This is a genomic window from Lysinibacillus sp. CTST325, assembly GCF_054665055.1.
On sequence record NZ_BAAFHO010000005.1, the window covers coordinates 15,975 to 33,800 of the forward strand.

Here is a 17,826-nt window from a genome sequence, read left to right on the forward strand (position 1 = left end):
AATGAAAAAAAAGAACATTGGATAAAGTCAATCATTCAATTTGCAGGTAGTTCCAAAATGCCCCTGACCCAATCTGTGATATTAGCTATTATTAGTGTAATTGGCGGGCTTGTTCCATATGTAGCAGTTTATCAAATACTTACACATTTAATTGATGGAACACAAACGATGCAAGTCATTTTCCTCTGGATTGCGATTGCAACAATAGGTTACTTTGCTCAAACATTATTTCATGCAATATCAAGTTATTTCTCACATCGAGCCGCTTATAATATCCTTGAAGAAATACGTCTACAGCTTGCTGAAAAATTATTACGAGCACCCCTTGGCGATATCCTTAACCAATCCGTTGGAAAGACCAAAAATGTCATCATCGACCGGGTTGAAACACTGGAATTGCCACTTGCTCATATTATTCCAGAAGGCATCTCAAACTTATTATTGCCAATTGGTGTCTTCATCTATATGCTAACAATCGATTATCGGCTAGCACTAGCGTCACTAGTAACAGTTCCAATTGCTTTTATCGTTTACGCCTTCATGATGAGGAACTTCAACACGCAATATCAACATTATATGGATGCTAGCAATCATATGAATAGTATCATTGTAGAATACGTTGAAGGAATCGAGGTTATCAAAACATTTAATCAGACAAATGCTTCTTATGAAAAGTTTTCCAATACCATTATAGACTTTAAAAATTATACGATGAAATGGTTCCACAGTACATGGCCATGGATGACATTAGGTAATGCTATTTTACCTTCTACCCTTGTCGGAACTCTTCCAATCGGCTTATGGCTTTATCATAGCAATGCCATTGACCCAGCACAGTTAATTATTTGTCTTATTTTATCAATGGGACTTATTTACCCGCTTATGAAGTTTACCGTTTTCGTCAATGATTTCAAAGCAATTGAATATGCGATTGATGACACAAAAGCATATTTAAATCTAGAATCGCTTCCTATTGTTGATAAGGAACTTGCTGCAACTCCAACAAATTATGATATTGCGATTAACGATGTATCATTTGCGTACGATGATAAGCGGAAAGTGATTGAAAACCTGTCATTAACTATACCTGAAAGAAGTTACACCGCACTTGTCGGCCCGTCAGGAAGTGGTAAATCAACCATCGCCAAACTGCTTGCACGCTTCTGGGATGTGACAGATGGCGGTATTACCATTGGAAATAAAAACATTAAAGATATTCATCCAAATAACCTTTCAACACTGATTAGCTATGTTGCTCAGGATAACTTTTTATTTAAAACAAGCCTTTTAGAGAATATTCGAATGGGTAATCCGCATGCTAGTGATGAAGAAGTTTACAGAGCAGCACGCCTAGCAAAATGTGATACATTTATTTCTCGTTTAGAAAATGGCTATGATACTGATTCCGGTGAAGCTGGCAATAAACTGTCTGGCGGTGAAAAACAGCGTATTGCTATTGCCCGAGCTATCTTAAAAGACGCACCTATTATTATACTTGATGAAGCAACAGCTTTTACAGATCCTGAAAACGAATCAGAAATTCAAAAAGCTTTTAATGAGCTTGCGAAAGATAAAACGCTTATCGTTATTGCTCACAGATTATCAACTATTAAGCATGCTGATCAAATTGTTGTCTTACAAGATGGTAGTATCCAAAGTATTGGTACTCATGAGGAACTGCTCTCAAATAATGAACTTTATCGAAAATTATGGAAGGCACATATCGGTTCTAAGGAGAACGGGCTCCTATCTGAATCGGTTCACTCGCAGGAGGTATCACCAAATGATTAAAATTATAAAGCGAATCATTCATTGGGTTGGTCCATATAAAAAACGTTTATATTTAGGTTTTGTTTTCTCATTTTTCCATTCTATTTGTATTGCCCTTCCTATCGTCATCACCGCTACTGGTTTGCAATTTATGCTTAATGATTATTACGGAATAAAACCGTTAGAAATAAACACTATTTGGTTCCTTTTATCTTTTTTAATACTAGCAATTATAGGTCGATTTATCTTCGCCTATATAAAAGCTATTTACCAGGAAAGTATCGGATATGAGATAACAGCCGACCATCGTATTAAAATGGGAAATACATTGAAGAGAGTTTCTCTAGGATTTTTTCATAAACATCGGACAGGTGACATTAATAGTGCGGTTACAACGGACCTATCATTTTTTGAAATGATGGGCATCAAAATGATCGATGTTGTAGTGAATGGATATATTATGACATTCACGATGATTCTTTTCTTACTACTTTATCAACCAATTATGGCTTTAGTTGCTATTAGCGGTGTTGCCGTCTCTTCTCTCTTCTTAAAACGAATTCAAAATCATAGTAGAAAAAATGCTGTTTATCATCAAAAAAGTCAACATCAACTTGTGAGCGCTACATTAGAATATTTACGTGGGATAGCAGTCATTAAAAACTTTAATCAAGAAGGAATTGCATCTCGTAATGTACAGGAAGCCTTTCGCAATAGCAAACAAATCAATTTGACGATTCAGAAAGGCTTTGGCACTTTCAACGTTGGACATCGAATGGCTCTGAAGTTTTCTTCCGTACTTCTCGTATTTGTTGGAGCCTACTTGGTTACAAATGGGGAAATGGTTCTAGCTGATATGTTTTTAATTACACTGTTTTCATTTGTGATGTTTGATAGCATTGAACCAATTAGCGATGCTATACATGTTCTAGAAACAATAGACAATACACTTGATAAACTTGAAACAATTGAAAACACGACATTCATTGACGAGAAAGGAGAAAATATTAATCTTAAACACTATAATATTCAGTTTGATAAAGTTTCCTTCGCATACGATGAAAGACCCATCATTCAAGATGTAACTTTTACTATTAAAGAAGGGACAACCACTGCGATTGTCGGCCCATCAGGCTCAGGTAAAACGACTTTGTGCAATTTGATTGCTCGTTTTTATGATGTGAATAAAGGTTCTATATCTATTGATGGTATCAACATTCAAACGATAAAGCTAAATAACCTATTATCATCCGTCAGCATGGTATTCCAAAAGGTATATTTGTTCAACGATACCATTTATAATAATATTCTTTTCGGAAATCCGAATGCTTCGAAAGTCGAAATCATTGATGCAGCGACAAAAGCACAATGCCACGACTTTATTATGTCACTTGAAAACGGTTATGATACAGTTCTCACTGACGGTGGCTCTTCTCTATCAGGGGGTGAGAAACAGCGAATCTCTATTGCACGTGCTATTTTGAAAAATGCACCCATTATTATATTAGATGAAGCGACTGCAAGTCTTGATCCTGAAAACGAAACGCTCCTTCAAGCTGCACTAGATGAATTGATTCAAGGAAAAACAACAATCATCATCGCTCACCGTCTATCCACGATACAAAATGCCAATCAAATTATTGTCATTGAAGACGGTAAAGTTATCCAAAAAGGGACGCATCATTCACTTATTAAAGAAGAAGGTGTGTATCGTCATTTTATTAATATTCGACAAGCTGCTGAGAATTGGAGGCTTTCAACATAGTTTATAGAAGGGGCTGTCTACCGACAGCCCCTTTAATGGGTGAATGCTCTATTTATGTTGTCACTAGCCTTTACTTATGTAGTTCTTGGTGAAAAAACGTTTTTTATCGCACCAATTATTCCCGGCATGAGAAATACGACACCAAAAAAGATAGTTAGTAAATTAAAATGTTGTGTTTCATAAAAAGAAAACCACTCTCTGAAAATTGACGCTTCAGTAATTCTTCCAAATAATGTTCCACTAAAATCTCTATAATTAGGTATCCACCCTGTTACTTCAAATGTAATAAAGATGATTTGTGACAATACGAATACACCAATAGAAGATACCCAAGGTCTTTTCAAAAATGAAATATGATGTTGTTTTTTAGCCATGTAATCCCCCTCCTCCATTTCTTCAAAAAAGACGTCAAAATGAAATATAACTAGTATTACTCTGAAAACCCATCTCTAAGATATTCCAGTATTTCTTGGCCAAAAAACGAAACAGTCAACAGAATCAAAATTAGGAAAATAGCTAAACCACCGAAAATAAACGAGAACACTATTCCCCATTTTTTATCATTCAATAAAACCTCTCCTATTCCAGCATTTTGTTCCTCGATAAAAAAGACATCTTTCATTTAATAATACCTCAAATCAGATGCATTTGCATAAATATTTCCATTTATACACAACATTTGAAGAGACTTCTGTTAATTGTTGAATCAAAATGAGTTACATTTCCTGCATCGAATCAATTGCATATTTACAGGTATTCGTTATACACTATATAGCCGAAATGCAATGGAGAAGGTTTCAATTATACAAAAGCGTGTGCAATTAATTGAAAAGGTGCAAACTTTTCTGATCAACGGGGACGTATACCAATTTGAGAAAGATTACACTAATTTAGGAACCTTAACGTTAAATGGTGAAAAGATTGCTGTAATTAAAAATTTAGATAGTTCAAATACAAATTTAACGAATCGTATTCACATTGAAGCAATCAATAATGACATCGCATCTCTAACTGCTATAATGTATCAAACATTTGTACGTAAATAATATTTGATAGCAAAAGTTTAATATTTCAATGAGCCTTGTGCTTCAATTTATGAAAAATCAAAAAAAGACAGAATTAAATCTACAAAAATTTGTAGATTTATCCTGTCTTTATTTTTTAACAGCAACATATTTTTAGAAAACAACCTTTTTTAATGCTAAAAAGCCACACCAAGTTAGATGTCCCTTCATACATTTGATTAATCAAATTCTAAAATATTTTTTTCTACTACTACTTGATAAACTTCTTTAGTACTAATTAAAATCGATTTATAATGTTCTGTTTCAGTAAATGAATACCAAGACTTCTCATTGAAACCATTAGAAAGTTCTTCTGTAAATGTTTCTTGTTCAATATTATTTTTGATTTTATATTCTTCTTCACGGCCTTCGTCAAAGTAAAACTTTACTTTATATTCATACTCCATAAATCAACACCTCCCATCTACTTATATAATGGGTTGTAAGTACAAAAATTATGAAACATAATAAAAAGCCACACCTAGTTAGGTATGACATTCTATCTTCTTCATTTTCTGCTCAATTCTGCATACATTCTCAAAATCCACAAAGTTCCAGCTAAGCCCAAGTCATCATCAAACATCCTGTTCGCATATCAACTAACCATAAAAAATAGCCCTCTTAACAAATATTTATTAAGAGGGCTTTATATAATTCCTAATCTATCACTTATCTCCAACTGGCTTTAATAAATTCATCGGAAGCCAAACAGCACTATCGTGTCTTCCTTCTAAGTTATCGACTACATAAATATAACCATTAATTTCATTATACCATGAATAAACAATACTTCCCTTTTTCATAAATCTTTCAGTTTTAGATTCTTTTAATGGAACGCCTTTCCCTTCTGCATCTCCTGTTAGTTCATAAAGTACACCTCTTTCTCTCGATATTGTCTCAGCAATTTTAAGGTCTGTACCAGGATACTCATAACAAAATTCGTAAGTACCATCACCACTGTCGCAATACTTCAGTAGTTGACCATTATTTGTATCCTTGAAATAAATACCCCATAATCCTTCTTGTCTGAAGTAACTTCCGTAACTATGAGCAATACCATCACGATTAATATAAATATAAGTTGGATTGTTATAGAAAGATGAACGAATTTTTATTGGTACTTCTTTGAAAACTACCAAATCCGTTGCTTGTACGCGATATTGCCCCATCTGGTAAAATGTTTTGCCATCATATTTTTCAATATCATACGTTCTAAAGAAGTTATTTCGCTTTACGACTAACGAATCAAACGTACCATTTGGATTTTTCTTGTATACCTTAATGTCTTTTTTAAAGGTTATTTTTCCCGTTTGCCCTTTTACAACTTCTGCTCCATCATATATCACTTTTGCTTCTGATTTTGCTGGGTTTACTACAGCTAATACAAATGCTGCTAGTAACACAAGAAATAATTTTTTCATTATTCTCCTCCTACTCAGCTTTATTATAGAAAACACAATTTCTTAGTATAATATATTAACAATCCAATATCCTACCAATTAAAAAATGATGATGGAAGTGTTTTAACAAAATTAGAGTGTTTTTCCTTAAAATAATTTCTTATCTCTAGGTACTCTGATATGAAAATGATGGTTTACATTTAAAGACTTTTAACTAGTAAAGATATAAGCTAGTGACTATTTTGATGACTTCATTTAGTTGGTCACTTTTTTTGATTACTTACTCCATTTTCTGCTCAATTCTGCACACATAACTCTTTAAAATTACACCCTTTACAGTGCCATTTTTCAAGGGTTTGCTCAAAATCCTCAAAGTCCACGGGTTCATTGGAGAAAATATCTGCTTGATACTTTTTCATTTCTAGTACACTTCGCTGAAACGTATGTAAAATATTGTCCATATCAAATGCTGTAAAGGCATATTTTTTTCGTTTGCCTGTCAATAAATATTCATTATAGACATCAATTTGGTCAAGAGATACGCGATATTTCTGCTGAATATAGTATGCGTAGAGCGCTAATTGCTGTCGATCATCATCGGACTCTCCGCCTGTTTTCCAGTCGATAATAATCCACTTGTCTGCTATTTCATCATAATAATGGAAATCCATTACGACGAAAACTTGTATCCCCTCTATTTTCATGGAACGAAATTGTTCAGGCTCACCAATTCTTAGGGAGCCTTTTTGAGCGGTAATTTGCTGGAAAGTTTCACTGTTAAGAAAGTTGTCAAAGACTGCGGTCATTCGCTCCTTATAGTCCTGTACAAGTTCAGGATTTAACTGCCCTTCGTAATAAATATCCTGCATCATATAAAATTTATTCGGCTTATGTCTCCATAAATCTATATGGCGTGTAGAATCGATAAAAGCGGCATTAAGCTGGCCACGTGCACGGTTTACTAGTTCATCAACAGTCGGCGCTTTGCCGGTTTGCAAATAATCATTGATCGATTGCTCTATTAAATGATGGACAATTTGCCCAAATAAAATCGGCATAGATTGCAGCTTTTTTAGGCGATAGACATGTTGATGATACGGCTCCACATTGTAACTTAGCCAGCCATTATGAGAAAAATAATATTCATAGCCATATTTTCGCGCACAGCTTGTTAATGTTTTATGACGTGACAGAGACCACGAAAAAGATGGAAAAGGTGTGATTTCAAACATGGATATCGCCTCCCTATATCTGTTTGATAAAATCATATATGAGTTGTACTATTAGCACAATGGTTACAATACGTAGTAATAGCTTTACTTGATTTGCTTTAACCTTTCTTGCAAGGATAATTCCTATTTGCGCACCAATGACAGAACCAACCATTAAAACAATGGTCAATGGCCAATCAATTTTACCTGTGGCAATATACGTAATTGCGGCTCCTGAGCACATCGCAAAAACACCTACACGTGACAGACCTACAGCTTTCATGTAAGAGATTTTCTCATGAGCATATGTATAAAGTGCCAGCGTGCTGCTTCCAGGACCGAACATCCCATCATAAAAACCAACACCAAGAAGTATTGGACCGTTTTTGCGATTCATTGTAAAGCTTTCTTTTTCTCCAAATTCAGCCCCACCTATAAAGGACATAATAAGGGCAAAGCCTAATAAAATAATCGCGATGAACGTCAATGTTTGACTGCTCATAAACGATGCAAACAGCCCCCCAAGGGTACCACCTATTAGGGAAACAAGTAGTACTGAACGCATTTCCGACCATGACAGTTCTTTTCTTTTATAAATCGTGTAGAAGCTTGAAAAGGCGCTGACCATATTTGAAACCTTATTCGCACCGATCGCTGAATGGACCGGTATCCCCATTAACATCATAGTCGGTAATGTAATTAACCCACCACCTCCAACTAATGTTCCAATGACGTTGCCAGTGATGCCTATTAGTAAAAACAACAAGTATTCCATCTCATCCTTCTTTCTATGACACACATGATGGTATTCATATGATACAGTATAACAGACTGCTACTTTTTAAGAAAAACTACGAGGTGAACGAATGCTTGAACAACAAAAAACACTTACACCGCGTTTTTGTAAGCCACTAACGCTTATTGTCGCGACCATTTTTTTAGCTGGCATTACGGCAACGCTTATCCAATACAGTAAGCTCCCCGCAACTATACCCGTTTTGCAAAGCTTTACAAGTGAACATGCGCAATTTGGTCCGAAAATCGCTATTTTTTATTTACCCTTTATTGCCTTCATGCTATTTTTACTTTTACAATACTTAGAGATTAGAGCTGCTTATCCTATCCCACGTAAAAATAAGGCTACCTTATCTCATACAGAGCGACAAAATGGGATCATTATTTTTTGTCTCATCAAAAATAGTATACTACTGTACTTTACATATTCACTTTTCAATGACTTAACAGTAGCTTTAGGCCATAACCGTATTTTACAGCAGTGGCATGCTTATTTATTTCTATTTGTACTGTGTACTATATTAATCATGGGAGTCGTTCGTGGGATTTTATTGAATAAAAAGGAATAGAGCATACCTCGTTCCTAAACTGTGTTGATGGGTAATTAAAACCACCTATACCTTTGCAATTGTCTCTTATGCAAAAGGTATACGTGGTTATTATTAAATCAATTAATAAAGCATAATAATTAAAACAAGTGTTGCACTAATAATACTAATTTTTATTGTTTCTACTTTATATATGGAATATGTCTGTACCTCTCGCTTTAGATTAAGCCAAATAATGAAACCATATAAAAATGCAAACATAATCATTAATGGTTTATACAATGGACCGACCCATGTTGCCCAAGCAAAAATGCTTGAAAGCATCGCAAGTACAAGTACTAACAGCCACCAAATACGCTTAGATGGTTTAGATCCTTGTAGATTATGACGTTTATAATAGTACATAGAGAATATATTTACAGATACCATAATAAGTGGCAGGATATATATCCATGGTATTGTTTCTACAGAGTATAATGTTTGAAATACTTCATCATACATGTCAGAATTCCCAATAAAAAACTGGCCCGAATCAACATTTAGCATGCCTGTATCTGAAATCTGATAGCGCTCTTCCCGATGATCTTTAACAACGACTACATCTGCAATATGATTACCTAACTTTCCATCTGCCTTTTCGACATACTGTGTTAAGTCTTCCAAAAAGCTATAAACTTTTATATCTTCAACCTTCTTTATAGAAATATACAAACTTGAACTTCGCGCAAAGAATTTCCCTTCTTTTCCTCCGAAATGCTTATAAATTGCTTGGATGGATTGATTATCAGCAGTTTGAGGTGGTGATGAATTTTGTGGGATTAAAATTAAAAATAGAGCAATCATGGCAATCGTTAGTAGTAAAAAACTTTCCTTCCATAACGTTAAGCCATTTCTTTTCTTATGGTGAATGTGTTCATAAATACGGGCCTTTACAGCCTGATCCTCTGGTAATTTATTGAGTTCCTTCAGTCGATTGTTTAAATCCAAATTCATCACCCCCAAGTATTTTCTCTAAAGCCTTCATAGCATTTCGCTGTGTATTCGCTATTTTTACTGTAGACCACCCTAAAATTTCACTAGTTTCGGCTAAATTCAACTCTTCAATTTTTCTGTAAATAAGAACCTCTCGATATTCAGGCTTTAATAATTGGATTGCTTCATATAATAGCCGACGCTCCTCAGACTGCATAATCCAATCATGCGGTACATATTGTGTCTCCCTTTTTTCATGTTCTTTTTGAAATGGTAGCCATTTAATAAGTGCTTTTTTTCTATATGTATCATAGACAAGGTTTCGTGCAATTCTCCTTATATAAGTGCCCATAGAAGCCTCATTTCTAAACTGTCCTTTATAAACACGGATAAAGGTTTCCTGCGTTAAATCCTCCGCTAAACCTGGATCCGAGACCATATAGTAAATAAATTGATAAATGCATTGAAAATATTGTTCATAAAGCTCATCAAACTCCATCTTCTCACCTCTCTTACTTCATTAGACGAATGAGTAAACAAGATTTGTATGTTTAAGTGTAAATTTACTAAGTTAAAAAATAGGCTACCTGACACCATATAGTATCAAGTAGCCTAAATTTTTTAAAGATCCGTTTTCATATTTTCAAATGTATGTATTAACACATATTTTTGTACACCACGAGCCATTTCAATGCTTTCCTGGGCATGATGATGAAGGGCTGTTTCATTCTTTATTTTGTATGCATAAACCGCTTCAATTGCTGGCTGCATCCACGGCTGTGTAAGCTGATCACTTCGCATGTCTGTTGTTCGTCCTTCAAATGCTGCGATATAACATTTTGCATAGCTAGTTAAAGGCTCTTTATTTATTTTATTAGCCGCATCTTTTGCTTCCTCTAAATTCTCTTCCATGATTGCCTTTATAAATTTACAGTTATACTTCATTGCTGGCTGCTTATATTTTACGATGGCTGTTTCTAATGAATGAAGCTGGTCTTCACTTGTACCATATGCAACAGCGTAAAGATAGGCAAAAAACGGATCATTTTTACGATTTTTTACTAATTTATCTACCATCGTCATATTATTTGTCCTAAATAAAATATGTATATGTCTATAAATCATTACGATCACAATAAGAGCAATAATGCCGATTGTAATGGATAGGCGAACTCCTGCTAATGATAGTAATAATGTTAAAATAAAAATGAACAAATAAAATATGGTTAGTTTTATAATTTTCATAATTCCTCCTACTGTAGTTTCTTCCGCATTTTTCGAGAAAAAATAAAGCCAGCTCCAAGGAAAAATACTAACGCCATAAACTTCATGAGAGGAATAATAAATAACTTACTAATTACGAGAACAACAAGGATATAATAAACCACCATTGCCACTAATAATAATGTTAGTTTATTCACTGTTCTCCCTACTTTCATTTAATGCTGCTTCAATGGCCGTTAATGCTTTCGGTCCCATCCCGTGTAATTTTTTTAACGTCGATAAATCAACCTTTTCCAATTGCTCTAATCGTGTATATCCTGCCGCATTTAATGCACGTATAGCAGGCTTCGCTACGCCCTTTGGCCATTCCGTCATTTATGCTCGTCCCTTCTTTTCTCGTCTATTGAATAACTCTGTTCCTATAATACCTATTAAATAGTATAGCTAGTAAGACGACATGATAATCAACAAAAAAAGTCGTAAATGCTATATGATAATAACGGCATATTGCGGTGATATTACGCCCTCCGAATCAATTATGCCTCGGCATAATTGCGTCCTGAATCGGCTTTGCGCTTAGGCCTGCACATGTTTTTTGTGCAAAAGTGCAGTGCTAACGTAGCGGTAGCAACGTGTCTTTGTCTGTGCGAAAGCGAAGCGACAGCAACACAGTCGTTTTTGCGCGAAAGCGTAGCGACAGCAACACAGTAACGATGCAAGTCAGTTAGCCGTTATCGCATGAATGCGATGATTTTAGGCTAACATCCTTTATTAACTCCTTTCCGATTTCGTGACATCCGCCGGAGGCTTTAGCTTCTTTCAGCTGCTGAAAGAAGTTAATATAAATCCAACAATCAAGCATCCTTTTACTATCTGCTTGATGAACTGCACTTCAATCACCTCTCTGCTTTATTATGCAATCGAACATGATGAAATGCAAATGAGCCAAGTCTTCATAGCACATTAAACATTGCTAGGAAGGAGGCAATCAGATTACTAATGCCATGTATACCCCAGCTTGTTAGGATAGAGCCATTAGATTTTCGTTCATTGATCCACCCCATTAAATAACCTGCAAACGCGGTTGCCATAACAATTAGCACGACGACTCCAAAAGGAATAAAAGAAAACATCATCAATCCATGTAAAATGCCAAATAGTAAACTTTGTACGATATTTCCTATTTGAAAACCAAACCTATGCATGAATCTTTTCAGTAAAAAACCCCGGAACAACAGCTCTTCTGACAATCCTGTTTGTACAATAGCATAGAAAAAGGCTGGTATGAGGGCTGAAAAACCAAGTCCTGTAAAACGATTTGACGCTAAGATTGTACTGTCTAGATAGAAATAAGTAATTGGCAAGATTGAACCGAACATTACAACAATAATGAATAAAAACCATACAAAATAATTCCCTTTATTTTCAATGACAGGCTTTTGGAGTCCTAGCCATTTTAGAAATGATTGTTCCTTTCTTGCTGAGAAAAACCACCAAATAAACGGTATACCCGAAAATAAAATCACCTGAAAAATTGCGCTTATTGCACTTTCCAAAACCATAATTTTTCCCCCTGTTCAAAATGTTTTACATGAAGAATGACAAGTGATGGTAAGCTGTTTTCCGGAAATCGCTGGTTGATGTTTGAAGTTCACCGGTAACTTCCGCTTTTCCGCCGCTTAATGTTTGAATTGCGCCGCTAACTCCAGCTTTTCCGCCGCTTGATGTGGAAACTTTGTCGGTACTCTATATTGCGTCCTTCTTCATGTTAAGCATATTAAATAGCAGAGTTGGAATCAAGATATTTTTAATGATAATCATTAAATAATTATCTTTTATAAATAAAAATTAAATATTATTCGGTGAATAAACCTTTAAAAAGCGACTAGAAAAAATCTAGTCGCTTTCACTCTTTATTCGGATTTCGTTCAATAAATTCTGTAATTTCATCTTTTAATTCATAAACTAAATGGAAATAATGACGCTCATTCATTGGACCCTTCTTGCGCCATTTTTGCATTTCTTGATAGTGGAAAGTGATAAAATAACTTTCAATCTCACGGCGTTCTATCCCTTCCTTTTTTGCCATATCGACAATTGAAAGTCCTTCTTTCCAGTATTGATCATACACGTCTTGCGTGATACCAAGAACATTACATATAGCAGCATAGTCGTACTTTACGTGGTAAACAAGCTGTCCTTCATCACCATTTGCATGTTGTTGAATTACATTATTTGCATAACCAATTGGTGTAAAGCTCATTATAAGTATGCTCATGAGAAATAATTTTTTGAACGATGCTTTCATTTTAAACCTCCTGCATGTTTCCACTAGTGTGTGAGGTTTTAAAAAATCATATTCCTTTTAGATCACAATGCTTTTCGGAAAGAATAGCACCATTTTTCATACCTTAATCGATCTTCATAAAAGCGATGTGCACTCACCCTTTGAATACCTGACTCTAAAGCAATATAGTGTGCGCCATTTTCTTTGCCCCATTGGTGAAGATAATGCAATAATTTTTCACCATAACCTCTTGAACGATAGGCCTCATCCGTTACTAAATCATAGACAAACATATGACGTTCACTGTAAAAGTTGACTCTCCAACTTAATCCGGCGACAGCCACAATCTTCATATTTTCGTATAAAGCAAATAACATATAGCCATCTTGGGTCATTTCCTTTAATAGTTGAAGGTACTTTTCTACTGTTAATTCCGTACGAAGCTGCACCATAACGTCATATGCTTCCATCCACCCCTGCTGTGTTGTTAATTGTTTGATTGTTATGGTCATTATTCGAACCACCTCTTACCAATATTTAATATAATGAAATACTCCATCGTCTATTTTCATTCCGAGCTTCTCATATAGTTTTTGAGCACGAACGTTGTCTGTCGCTGTTTCTAACCCAATATACCGTGCATCATTCTGTATACAGTATGAATAACACTGTTCAATTAGGTCCTGTGCTACGCCTTGCTTCCTAGCATGCTCTGCCACAAATAAATCGTTTAAAATAAACGCCTGTTTCAATGCCACAGATGAAAAAATAGGATAGAGCTGGACAAAACCAACTGGCTGCGCATCCAAATAAGCAAGAAAAATAACTGACTCCCCTTTATTTAAACGCTCCATCAGAAACTGCTCAGCCTGTTCTAAATCTGATGGCTGACCGTAAAATTCTCGATAAGCATTAAATAATGGCACTACGTCTCCAACTGTTGCTAAGGTTACTGTACAAATCTCCATTATCGTTTCTCCCCCATTTCTTTTAATATGTAATTCTTGTATTATGATAAAAAACTAACTGACATTTAAAAAGAAACAGTTCGCTACATTCCAACATGTCAAGGAGGCGCTTTATGGAGGATTTTATTTTCTTATTCACAGACGAAGAGGCAAAATATAAACAAATTTATCAGCAAATCAAATGGTTAATCGAACAAGGGAGATTGACAACGAATGATTCTCTTCCTTCTATTCGAAGGCTAGCCGAAACTTTACATGTCAGTCGGAATACAACTTTAATTGCCTATGAGCAGCTCGTAGCGGAAGGATATATACGTGGTGAAGGGCGAAAGGGATATTTCGTGAATGAATTTGAAAAAGTTTTTCTTCAGGAGGAAGAGTGGCCAAGCCTTACGCAAGAAATTAAAACTAACAGTGGAGATGTCATCATTGACTTTCGGGCTGGCGCCGTCGATCAACAGCATTTTCCACTGAAAGTATGGCGTCAAATGGCTAATCAAGTGTTACCTTTACAAAAGTGCTATGAATATGGCGAACCTTTCGGTGAGCCACTTCTAAAGGAACAGCTTATGCATTATTTACTTCAAGCTCGTGGTGTTCATGTAAATGAAGAGGACATTGTTATCGGTAGTAGCACGCAACAAATGTTAATTTATCTAGGATTTCTATTAAAGCAGGATTTCCCAAGTGTTATTTTAGAAGACCCTGGCTACAACGGTGCACGAGAAGCGTTCAAGCTGCATGGCTTTCAGATAGAGACATTACCTGTGTCGGAAAACGGTGCACGGCTTGAGCATTTAAAGCATTTACATTCGCGCTTACTCTATGTCACACCTTCTCATCATTTTCCATTCGGCGTTTCTATGAGCATACAGCAGCGGCAAGCTTTAATTCAGTGGGCTAAAAAAGTGGATGGTTATATACTTGAGGATGATTATGATGGTGAATTCCGTTATACGCAACAGCCATTTCCTGCTCTCGCCTCAATCGACAAGTCACGTGTTATTTATATGGGGACATTTTCAAAATCGTTTTTACCAGCAATTCGTTTAAGCTATATGGTGCTACCGAAAGCACTTGTTCAGCCATATAAAGAACGCTTTGCTCATTTTGAACATAATGCTTCGTTCTTACATCAATTAACAATGGCGAAATTCATGAAACAAGGTGAATGGACACGCCATATTAAAAGAATGCGTATCACCTATAAACATAAAATAAATGCTCTTGTAGAGGAGCTTAACAAACAGTTTGGAAAAAAAATTACGATACTCGGAGAACAATCTGGGCTTTATATATTGGTCAAGGTTCATACACAATTTTCAGAAGAGCAGCTCATTCAAAATGCACAACAATACGGAGTCAAGGTCTACCCTACCAGCCCATATTTTCTACAACAGCCAAGCTCTGTGCCCATTATACAATTAGGCTTTAGTAAGCTAAAAATGGAGGAAATCATTCTCGGTGTACAACTGCTAAGAAAAGCTTGGATAACGGAATTATAAGTCATAACTGCTATGGTTATGGCTACTCTTTATCTCGATCATCATATGTTGCATCAAGCACATTCAACATAGTTGCTCAGAAATTGTATTCTCCACTTTCTCGATATTGCCAATATGCTTTTAACCCGAGCGAGCCTTTGGGTGAACTGATTTCGGTTTTCTCTTGGATTTGAGCTGTTCTTGCGATGACCTGAGCAGTTTTCTTTTGAACCCATAAAAAAGGAATCTGCACAGCTGTCTCTGCACAAATTCCTCTTAATTTTTTAAAAATAATCAATAAACGTTGGGATGCCTACTGGTAGTACCGTCTCTAGTAGTGCAATTTCAATGGCATTACCCTGTAAACGCTCGATTTTTTCTAAATAGCTTGGTCGTTTATAGCCTAGTAACATCGTGGCAAGTGTTTGAACCGTTAGTTGAATAGCATTTTCTGATTGTGTCTCACTTACCTTTTCAACTGCAACTTTTCCGTCGTGCTTCGTTATAACAAATGTGCCATTATTCCATGCCACAATGCGATCACTAACAGCGAGTCGAAGCTGAAAATCATTTCCCGTAAATGGGTAGCGTAACAGAAATTCTTTTACATCTACAATTCGCGCCATAAAATAAGGGGATACCTTTTGTATAATTTCACTATCCTCTAATAGAAAGGCAACGGCTTCATTGCCAGTTGTTTTACCATAGACATTATAAATCATCGAGCTATGTGCTGAGACAAAGTTCCATAAGCCTTTACGCGCCTCTTCCTGCAAATAGACAATTTCATCGATGTAATAATTTTCCTCCATAATACGGTAAAACATATAACCCTGTGGCATATCATCTTCGTCATAATACACAGCTGCCTGGAGGTTCACATCACTATCGATAAATTTTTCCTCCCAAAAATCTTCTTGAAACTTTTCGTTCCAAGCGATACTATTACGAACCATGACACCGTGCGTCTTCTTGGCATAGTGCGCATAAATGGTCACAACATCTTCATGTTTCGGATCGACACGACGAATTTTCCCGTTTAAGCCTTTATAGTGTGGAAGCTGTGTATCCTTAATTTGAAATTCCACAATATCACTCATAATTTCCCAGCCTTTTTTTCGGTAATACGGGATAGAATATGGAAATAAATAGGATATACACAATCCCTCGTTTCGCATCCGCTCTAGGCTCTCGATAATAAGGCTCTCCATCAAACCATGCCTAGAATATTCAGGGTACGTTCCGACCGCCGTAATGCCTCCCATTTCATAAATCCTACCATGAACATTTACTTCAAATGGTAGGCTTAAAATTTGAGATACAAGATGTGAACCATCGAACCAACCAATCGCATGTCCCTCATTAAATTGCTTACTTTTAGCATTCACAAAGCGACGATCCTTGTGAATGGACATGGACATTTGAAAAACATAATTAAGCAAATCTATTGACTGTGCCATTTCATCTAATCGAATTTCTCGCATGACTAAGCCTTTACGTTGATTCATGATTCTCTCTCCTCATCAAATAACTCTGAAAAAATGGTTTCCGGTGCATTTAAAAAGCGCTTCGTAACAATATAATGTATAGTATCCTCATAACGAATAGATTCAATCTCCCCATTATCAAAACTATAGATTGTAGCATTTGGATAACCAAGCAAAATAGGTGAATGTGTAGCGATAATAAATTGTGCCTCATGCTCTAAATCTTTGATAATTTTGAGTAGGCTCAGCTGTCTCGTAGGTGACAAAGCCGCTTCAGGCTCATCCAATAAATAAATTGCCTTACCTTTAAAGCGATGCATAAATAGTGATAAAAAGGACTCCCCATGTGATTGATGATGTAACGACTTACCACCAAAAGCGGCATACTTATTAGGATGATTATCCAACAAATCAATATGACTCGCAAATTGATAAAACGTTTCCGAACGTAGAAAAAAGCCATTTGAAACCTTTGGCCACCAGGATAAACGGATGAATTCTCCAAGTGCAGATTCCGCTTTATGTACTTCATATAAATTTTGACGGCCGCCCCCCGCTGTATTAAAATCACAGCGATCAGCTATAGCCTCCAATAAGGTTGATTTCCCAGAGCCATTTTCCCCTACGAAGAAGGTCACGTTCGTAGGAAACTCTAGCTCCTGTAAATCCTGCAAACTGGGTATATTAAAGGGATACTGGTCTTTATCTACAATATCTCTCTGTATTACCTTACATGATTTTAAATACATTTCGTTTCCTCCCTTACTACTATTATAACGTGCCTACGCTTTTTTCCAAACATAAGCCACGTATAGCTTTAAAGGAAATCAATGATAATAAAAAACCAAAGG

At 35.9% G+C, this 17,826-nt stretch carries 23 protein-coding genes; 5 read left to right on the forward strand and 18 right to left on the reverse strand.

Going from position 1 to position 17,826, the window contains the following annotated elements:
• Positions 1-57 precede the first annotated feature (57 nt).
• Together ACYQ73_RS13300 and ACYQ73_RS13305 are read left to right on the forward strand one after the other, a co-directional pair.
• Positions 58-1,791: an ABC transporter ATP-binding protein gene (locus ACYQ73_RS13300; RefSeq protein WP_460013219.1), complete on the forward strand. Its 1,734-nt coding sequence runs from the start codon at positions 58-60 to the stop codon at positions 1,789-1,791.
• A complete protein-coding gene (locus tag ACYQ73_RS13305; RefSeq protein ID WP_460012930.1) occupies positions 1,784-3,535 on the forward strand; it encodes an ABC transporter ATP-binding protein in 1,752 nt (583 codons plus the stop codon). Before ACYQ73_RS13300 ends, ACYQ73_RS13305 begins: the two co-directional genes overlap by 8 nt.
• A 74-nt stretch (positions 3,536-3,609) precedes the next feature.
• Here the strand turns inward: ACYQ73_RS13305 and ACYQ73_RS13310 are convergent, their stop codons facing one another.
• Positions 3,610-3,909, reverse strand: a complete 300-nt coding sequence (locus ACYQ73_RS13310) for a YfzA family protein (protein WP_460012931.1) — start codon at positions 3,907-3,909, stop codon at positions 3,610-3,612.
• Positions 3,910-3,965: 56 nt separating this feature from the next.
• On the reverse strand, positions 3,966-4,157 hold the full coding sequence (locus tag ACYQ73_RS13315) for a hypothetical protein (RefSeq protein WP_460012932.1): 192 nt from the start codon (positions 4,155-4,157) through the stop codon (positions 3,966-3,968).
• Between the two features lie 79 nt (positions 4,158-4,236).
• Between ACYQ73_RS13315 and ACYQ73_RS13320 the strand changes: the two genes are divergently transcribed.
• Positions 4,237-4,581, forward strand: coding sequence for a tubby C-terminal domain-like protein (locus tag ACYQ73_RS13320; protein ID WP_460013220.1), 345 nt, complete (start codon positions 4,237-4,239; stop codon positions 4,579-4,581).
• Positions 4,582-4,778: 197 nt separating this feature from the next.
• On the opposite strand, the gene ACYQ73_RS13325 is transcribed toward ACYQ73_RS13320, so the two are convergent.
• The 4 genes from ACYQ73_RS13325 to ACYQ73_RS13340 all read right to left on the reverse strand — a co-directional run bounded on the left by ACYQ73_RS13325 (position 4,779) and on the right by ACYQ73_RS13340 (position 7,985).
• Positions 4,779-5,006 (reverse strand): hypothetical protein, encoded by a 228-nt coding sequence (locus ACYQ73_RS13325; RefSeq protein ID WP_460012933.1) that lies wholly within the window; start codon positions 5,004-5,006, stop codon positions 4,779-4,781.
• Positions 5,007-5,264: 258 nt separating this feature from the next.
• Positions 5,265-6,020 (reverse strand): hypothetical protein, encoded by a 756-nt coding sequence (locus ACYQ73_RS13330; RefSeq protein WP_460012934.1) that lies wholly within the window; start codon positions 6,018-6,020, stop codon positions 5,265-5,267.
• Between the two features lie 275 nt (positions 6,021-6,295).
• The gene (locus ACYQ73_RS13335) at positions 6,296-7,231 is read right to left on the reverse strand and encodes a PD-(D/E)XK nuclease family protein (protein WP_460012935.1); all 936 of its coding nucleotides are present in this window, start codon (positions 7,229-7,231) and stop codon (positions 6,296-6,298) included.
• A 13-nt stretch (positions 7,232-7,244) separates the two neighbouring features.
• Positions 7,245-7,985, reverse strand: a complete 741-nt coding sequence (locus ACYQ73_RS13340) for a sulfite exporter TauE/SafE family protein (protein WP_460012936.1) — start codon at positions 7,983-7,985, stop codon at positions 7,245-7,247.
• A gap of 91 nt (positions 7,986-8,076) precedes the next feature.
• Between ACYQ73_RS13340 and ACYQ73_RS13345 the strand changes: the two genes are divergently transcribed.
• Complete coding sequence (locus ACYQ73_RS13345; RefSeq protein ID WP_460012937.1) at positions 8,077-8,574, forward strand: DUF1648 domain-containing protein; 498 nt, start codon at positions 8,077-8,079, stop codon at positions 8,572-8,574.
• A 102-nt stretch (positions 8,575-8,676) separates the two neighbouring features.
• Here the strand turns inward: ACYQ73_RS13345 and ACYQ73_RS13350 are convergent, their stop codons facing one another.
• The 9 genes from ACYQ73_RS13350 to ACYQ73_RS13390 all read right to left on the reverse strand — a co-directional run bounded on the left by ACYQ73_RS13350 (position 8,677) and on the right by ACYQ73_RS13390 (position 14,004).
• The gene (locus ACYQ73_RS13350; protein ID WP_460012938.1) at positions 8,677-9,540 is read right to left on the reverse strand and encodes a hypothetical protein; all 864 of its coding nucleotides are present in this window, start codon (positions 9,538-9,540) and stop codon (positions 8,677-8,679) included.
• A complete protein-coding gene (locus ACYQ73_RS13355) occupies positions 9,506-10,024 on the reverse strand; it encodes an RNA polymerase sigma factor (RefSeq protein WP_460012939.1) in 519 nt (172 codons plus the stop codon). The genes ACYQ73_RS13350 and ACYQ73_RS13355 overlap by 35 nt, the downstream gene beginning before the upstream one ends.
• Positions 10,025-10,146: 122 nt before the next feature.
• A complete protein-coding gene (locus tag ACYQ73_RS13360) occupies positions 10,147-10,770 on the reverse strand; it encodes a hypothetical protein (RefSeq protein ID WP_460012940.1) in 624 nt (207 codons plus the stop codon).
• Between the two features lie 8 nt (positions 10,771-10,778).
• Positions 10,779-10,946 (reverse strand): hypothetical protein, encoded by a 168-nt coding sequence (locus ACYQ73_RS13365; RefSeq protein ID WP_460012941.1) that lies wholly within the window; start codon positions 10,944-10,946, stop codon positions 10,779-10,781.
• Positions 10,939-11,124, reverse strand: a complete 186-nt coding sequence (locus tag ACYQ73_RS13370) for a helix-hairpin-helix domain-containing protein (protein ID WP_460012942.1) — start codon at positions 11,122-11,124, stop codon at positions 10,939-10,941. Before ACYQ73_RS13370 ends, ACYQ73_RS13365 begins: the two co-directional genes overlap by 8 nt.
• 578 nt (positions 11,125-11,702) lie before the next feature.
• Positions 11,703-12,311: a CPBP family intramembrane glutamic endopeptidase gene (locus tag ACYQ73_RS13375; protein WP_460012943.1), complete on the reverse strand. Its 609-nt coding sequence runs from the start codon at positions 12,309-12,311 to the stop codon at positions 11,703-11,705.
• A 344-nt stretch (positions 12,312-12,655) separates the two neighbouring features.
• The gene (locus ACYQ73_RS13380) at positions 12,656-13,057 is read right to left on the reverse strand and encodes a hypothetical protein (RefSeq protein ID WP_460012944.1); all 402 of its coding nucleotides are present in this window, start codon (positions 13,055-13,057) and stop codon (positions 12,656-12,658) included.
• Positions 13,058-13,119: 62 nt separating this feature from the next.
• On the reverse strand, positions 13,120-13,548 hold the full coding sequence (locus tag ACYQ73_RS13385) for a GNAT family N-acetyltransferase (protein ID WP_460012945.1): 429 nt from the start codon (positions 13,546-13,548) through the stop codon (positions 13,120-13,122).
• A 15-nt stretch (positions 13,549-13,563) separates the two neighbouring features.
• Positions 13,564-14,004 carry a GNAT family N-acetyltransferase gene (locus ACYQ73_RS13390; RefSeq protein ID WP_460012946.1) on the reverse strand — a complete coding sequence of 147 codons (441 nt, stop codon included), beginning with the start codon at positions 14,002-14,004 and terminating at the stop codon, positions 13,564-13,566.
• 113 nt (positions 14,005-14,117) lie between these two features.
• Here ACYQ73_RS13390 and pdxR point away from each other — a divergent pair, with 113 nt between their 5' ends.
• A complete protein-coding gene (gene pdxR, locus ACYQ73_RS13395) occupies positions 14,118-15,509 on the forward strand; it encodes a MocR-like pyridoxine biosynthesis transcription factor PdxR (RefSeq protein ID WP_460012947.1) in 1,392 nt (463 codons plus the stop codon).
• A 76-nt stretch (positions 15,510-15,585) separates the two neighbouring features.
• Here the strand turns inward: pdxR and ACYQ73_RS13400 are convergent, their stop codons facing one another.
• Genes ACYQ73_RS13400 through ACYQ73_RS13410 form a run of 3 tightly spaced genes read right to left on the reverse strand, consistent with a single transcriptional unit; the run spans position 15,586 to position 17,724 of the window.
• Complete coding sequence (locus ACYQ73_RS13400) at positions 15,586-15,786, reverse strand: hypothetical protein (protein WP_460012948.1); 201 nt, start codon at positions 15,784-15,786, stop codon at positions 15,586-15,588.
• On the reverse strand, positions 15,773-16,996 hold the full coding sequence (locus ACYQ73_RS13405) for a GNAT family N-acetyltransferase (RefSeq protein WP_460012949.1): 1,224 nt from the start codon (positions 16,994-16,996) through the stop codon (positions 15,773-15,775). Before ACYQ73_RS13405 ends, ACYQ73_RS13400 begins: the two co-directional genes overlap by 14 nt.
• Positions 16,993-17,724 carry an AAA family ATPase gene (locus ACYQ73_RS13410; protein ID WP_460012950.1) on the reverse strand — a complete coding sequence of 244 codons (732 nt, stop codon included), beginning with the start codon at positions 17,722-17,724 and terminating at the stop codon, positions 16,993-16,995. The genes ACYQ73_RS13405 and ACYQ73_RS13410 overlap by 4 nt, the downstream gene beginning before the upstream one ends.
• Between the last annotated feature and the right edge of the window lie 102 nt (positions 17,725-17,826).